Below are 4,291 nucleotides of genomic sequence, written 5' to 3' on the forward strand. Positions count from 1 at the left end.
TACTATAATAAAATTACAACTATACAACTAGAGGAGGTCTCTATTCCATGAATATGAAAGCTACTGCTTTAACAGCAACTACTGTAGCGATTGCTTCTTTACTTCCTTCTATGGGTGAAACAAATGTACAAAAAGCAAACGCTGAACAATTATCTAATATTAAAACTGGGTATGTCAAAGTCGATCAAGTAGCATTACATACAGAAGATAACGTAAAAAGCACATCAATTGATACAATTCGCTTTAATACAAAAGTGAACATCCTTGAAACAACTAATGAGTGGTATAAAGTATCTGTTCATAATAAAGTAGGTTATGTACAAAAAGATGCTATTTTACTAAAAAACAAACTTCATTCTAATGATCAATACATCGTTAATGCTAATGCATTAAACGTTCGCTCTGAACCTAATTTAGAATCTTCCATTTTAGATGTATTACCAAATGGCAAGTTTATTACCGTTCAAGAAGATCAAGGCGAATGGTATAAAATATCGCATAATGGCCAAACAGGTTACGTACAAAAAGCATTCATCTCTAATGGTTCACAACCCTTAGTAAAAGGAATCACCGTTCAAAATAATACAAAATATACTGTTGCAACACCTAATCTAAATGTACGTAGCAACGCTAGTACAAGTAGCGCTCTACTCGGTTCATTACAAAACGGTACACAAGTACAAGTAGTAGAAACTGTAGGAACTTGGTATAAAATTCGTTTTGGCACAGGATACGGATATGTAGCAAAACACTATGTAGTACAAAATCAACCACAAGCTAAAACAGATCAACCTTCATCAATTCCAGCTGCTTTCAAATTCCCTGCTCAAGGAAGAATTAGCTCAACCTTTGATATACGCTGGGAACAAATGCATTATGGTATAGATATTGCCGCTCCAGGAAACGTCTCTATCCAAGCTGCTGCTGCAGGTAAAGTTGTGAAATCTTATTATTCAGCTAGCTATGGCAATGTTGTTTTCATTGCACATCAAATCAATGGGAAATTATATACAACTGTTTATGCTCATATGAAGGATCGCACTGTACAAGCTGGTGATCAAGTACAAACTGGACAATTAATAGGTCATATGGGAAACACAGGTCATTCATACGGGCAGCATCTTCATTTTGAATTACATAATGGAGAATGGAATTTTGAAAAAACAAATGCAGTAAATCCACTGCCATATTTAGTTAGGTAAATTGTATGCCACGCAATATACCTCTTATAATTGAATACGTAGCCTTTTTAGGTTTAATCTGTTGTTTAATCATTTACAATACAAACATTGTATTTTTATCTATTATTATTGCTTTTGTTGCATTAGAAATTATGATGGAATCATTTCAAGTGCAACTAAAACAAAAAATTGCCCATATTTATAATGCTATTTTTCTTTTGAGTGCTCTCATAACAAATATAATTAGTAATGGCTTTTATTTATCTACTGTATTTCCAGTATTCTTTATGGCTGTTTTATTATTTGTAGCTAGATATATTAATGTCCCTTATAACCAAAAACAAAAACAAGAACAAGAAGCTTAGAAAGAGGAGACACTGTGTACCAATCTTTCAAAGATACTCCAATAAAATACATATTGAATTTGTATAAGAAAGCCAATACTTTTTTTGGTATACAAGGAAGTTATACTGAACAACTTCTCCTATATGGAATGTTTTTTCTTGTCTTAATCACTTTCTCCTTGTTTTACTAACAAAAAAGGATCTCACATAAACTGGAGATCCTTTTTAATTTATATTAATTTTTCATATCGAAAATATTGTTTATCCACAAGCATATTTTTCATAAATAAAGCTCAGATTATATTTTTTCTCTAAGCTCATTCGTTGTTCGTCATCGCACCAATAGAAAAGAATATCATGAATCGTTGCGTAACGCTTATTTTTAAGAAATAGCCTAAAGAATGATGGTAAACAATCATGTAATTGTATAAATATATAATTGCGTAGTGTTTCTTCTTTATATTCAATGCCCTTACAAATATACAGTAATTCTTCACAATAATATGCATGCTGTGGAACTTGTATCATTTCGAAAAATGGCACATAAGATAGTAGCTTTCCAATAAAATGACCATATCGATCCATTACTCCTATCGTCATATGCTCCATCATTTCTTTCATCACATATAAATAATCATCTACATGTGTTGTCTTTAATGGGTCTAAGCGATCAGAAATTTGAGATAATACAGCTCTTTGACATGCTAAAACTGCCTGACTAGGTCCATAATATGATAGGAAATCTGTACACTTACGATATTTCCGTAATAAATCATGTGTATACAAATCATATACAAAAGTATTACAATACATTGCTAAACTCATCATATCACTATTTAATTGCTCTTTTGATAATGATTTCGCTCTCTTGCACATATAAAAGAATGTAAATTCCAATACTTCTTTATGAGATAATAAATGTTTACAATCGGTTATACACTTCTCATTAAATTTAACTCTATCCCAAATTTCAATATCCCTATCTGTCAATTCACCTATACGATATTTAATAATTAAATAATTTAAAGCAACTGATTGCGTCAAAAGATCCCATGTTTCATATTCCAATGAAGTATGAACAAACTCAGCTAATCCTTGCGCTATCATAAAATCATTTGCCTCTTCATACCAACCAATCTCTTGGCATAAGCGAAGAATACGCACTAAAGTTGGAATTTCATCTTTATGAAACTGCGGTAATTTCTTTGCTTTATTCATGCCATATACGATAAATGCCGCTAAATTTTCTTCTTTATAAAATTCTTTCTCTTTCCATACTAATATAGTTCGTTCTTTCCCCTCACCTTTTGGGTGACAAGGTACAAGCAAAGAAAATAATTCAGCGAAATTATTTGGTTCTATATATGTATCTGTAACCAAATTCCAATTTGGATCGCCCTGTACAGCCTTCATATAATTCCCCTTCCCTTTTCATCTATGTAGGAAATATTAATTTATTATCGCACCACTAAAAATTAATATTGTTATATTCGAAATCTATCATAATACTTATATCTATCAGTATATCATCTTTTCTCTTATTAAAAATTAAGAATAACAAATTTTAAAAAAATGTCGAAATTATTAACCGTATCCTTATTATATAATGTCTCAGATACATCACGCTAACATATTAGTTTAATCCATATACGCTAGAATAATGTATCTGAAATTTATATATAATTTAGCTCTTTATGAGTGACCATTAAACTCTCGGTTAATTAAAGTTTCAATTTACTCTGTACGCTCTGAGATTTCACTCAAGGCAAATCCAGCTTGATCATCTGCTGATTCCCTTATAGCTAAATCTCCTAGTGCTAACATGCCAATAAGTTGACCACTATCAACTACTGGTAATCGTCTAATTTGATGCTGTGCCATTAGCTCTGTAGCTTTTTCAATAGAATCATTTGGAGAAACTGAGATAATATTTGTTGTCATTACATTTGTAATTTTATTAGATCCAGGATGTTTTTCAGCAATCCCTCGAACGACTAAATCACGATCAGTAACAAGCCCAACAACTTGCTCATTTTCAACAACAGGAATTAATCCAACTGATTCTTCCTTCATTTTAACAGCTGCCTCATATACATTGTCTAGCGGTGTACAATGTACAATATGGGTACTCATTAAGTCTCTAACTCGTGTCATTATTTATTTCCTCCTTTTTATACATACCATAGCTTTTCCAAAATTCCTTTATTTATTTCTGGAAAGTAACGTAATAAAAAGGATTAACAAAATAAAAAAGAGCCAGCATAATGCTGACTCTTTTTTGTATGACCCGTACGGGATTCGAACCCGTGTTACCGCCGTGAAAGGGCGGTGTCTTAACCACTTGACCAACGGGCCATGGCTCCGCAGGTAGGACTCGAACCTACGACCGATCGGTTAACAGCCGATAGCTCTACCACTGAGCTACTGCGGAATAATATATGGTGGGCCTAAATGGACTCGAACCATCGACCTCACGCTTATCAGGCGTGCGCTCTAACCAGCTGAGCTATAGGCCCATATACTTTACAGGGGCAGTAGGAATCGAACCCACACTGGAGGTTTTGGAGACCTCAGTTCTACCTTTAAACTATGCCCCTAAATGATGCCGGCTAGAGGACTTGAACCCCCAACCTACTGATTACAAGTCAGTTGCTCTACCAATTGAGCTAAGCCGGCATAAAAAAATGGTGGCTCGGGACGGAATCGAACCGCCGACACGAGGATTTTCAGTCCTCTGCTCTACCGACTGAGCTACCGAGCCAACAT

The 4,291-nt window shown here is 33.8% G+C and carries 4 protein-coding genes and 6 tRNA genes; 2 read left to right on the forward strand and 8 right to left on the reverse strand.

Translation table 11 applies throughout. The annotated features are described in order from the left end of the window. Positions 1-47 precede the first annotated feature (47 nt). Both ACQGSG_RS26935 and ACQGSG_RS26940 read left to right on the forward strand, forming a co-directional pair. On the forward strand, positions 48-1,202 hold the full coding sequence (locus ACQGSG_RS26935; protein ID WP_001056031.1) for an SH3 domain-containing protein: 1,155 nt from the start codon (positions 48-50) through the stop codon (positions 1,200-1,202). Positions 1,203-1,207: 5 nt separating this feature from the next. After that, positions 1,208-1,546: a hypothetical protein gene (locus tag ACQGSG_RS26940; RefSeq protein ID WP_001137824.1), complete on the forward strand. Its 339-nt coding sequence runs from the start codon at positions 1,208-1,210 to the stop codon at positions 1,544-1,546. A gap of 240 nt (positions 1,547-1,786) precedes the next feature. On the opposite strand, the gene ACQGSG_RS26945 is transcribed toward ACQGSG_RS26940, so the two are convergent. The 8 genes from ACQGSG_RS26945 to ACQGSG_RS26980 all read right to left on the reverse strand — a co-directional run bounded on the left by ACQGSG_RS26945 (position 1,787) and on the right by ACQGSG_RS26980 (position 4,286). Further along, positions 1,787-2,938 carry a DUF3965 domain-containing protein gene (locus ACQGSG_RS26945; protein ID WP_000648912.1) on the reverse strand — a complete coding sequence of 384 codons (1,152 nt, stop codon included), beginning with the start codon at positions 2,936-2,938 and terminating at the stop codon, positions 1,787-1,789. Between the two features lie 321 nt (positions 2,939-3,259). Then, positions 3,260-3,679: a CBS domain-containing protein gene (locus ACQGSG_RS26950; RefSeq protein ID WP_000199011.1), complete on the reverse strand. Its 420-nt coding sequence runs from the start codon at positions 3,677-3,679 to the stop codon at positions 3,260-3,262. A gap of 129 nt (positions 3,680-3,808) precedes the next feature. Continuing rightward, positions 3,809-3,880 (reverse strand) — tRNA-Glu (locus ACQGSG_RS26955). A gap of 1 nt (position 3,881) precedes the next feature. Next, positions 3,882-3,956, reverse strand: a tRNA-Asn gene (locus ACQGSG_RS26960). Between the two features lie 8 nt (positions 3,957-3,964). Continuing rightward, positions 3,965-4,041: transfer RNA gene (locus ACQGSG_RS26965), tRNA-Ile, on the reverse strand. 10 nt (positions 4,042-4,051) lie between these two features. Then, positions 4,052-4,122, reverse strand: a tRNA-Trp gene (locus ACQGSG_RS26970). 6 nt (positions 4,123-4,128) lie between these two features. Further along, a tRNA-Thr gene (locus ACQGSG_RS26975) sits at positions 4,129-4,201 on the reverse strand. Between the two features lie 9 nt (positions 4,202-4,210). Continuing rightward, positions 4,211-4,286 (reverse strand) — tRNA-Phe (locus ACQGSG_RS26980). Positions 4,287-4,291 lie beyond the last annotated feature (5 nt).

Origin of the sequence: Bacillus sp. GMa5/1 (genome assembly GCF_050172015.1) — a bacterium.
Lineage (GTDB): Bacteria > Bacillota > Bacilli > Bacillales > Bacillaceae_G > Bacillus_A > Bacillus_A cereus.

Bases quoted from the DNA above. Each gene is read 5' to 3' on its own strand.
- ACQGSG_RS26935 (WP_001056031.1), top strand. From the start codon at position 48: ATGAATATGAAAGCTACTGCTTTAACAGCAACTACTGTAGCGATTGCT.
- ACQGSG_RS26940 (WP_001137824.1), top strand. From the start codon at position 1,208: ATGCCACGCAATATACCTCTTATAATTGAATACGTAGCCTTTTTAGGT.
- ACQGSG_RS26945 (WP_000648912.1), bottom strand. From the start codon at position 2,938: ATGAAGGCTGTACAGGGCGATCCAAATTGGAATTTGGTTACAGATACA.
- ACQGSG_RS26950 (WP_000199011.1), bottom strand. From the start codon at position 3,679: ATGACACGAGTTAGAGACTTAATGAGTACCCATATTGTACATTGTACA.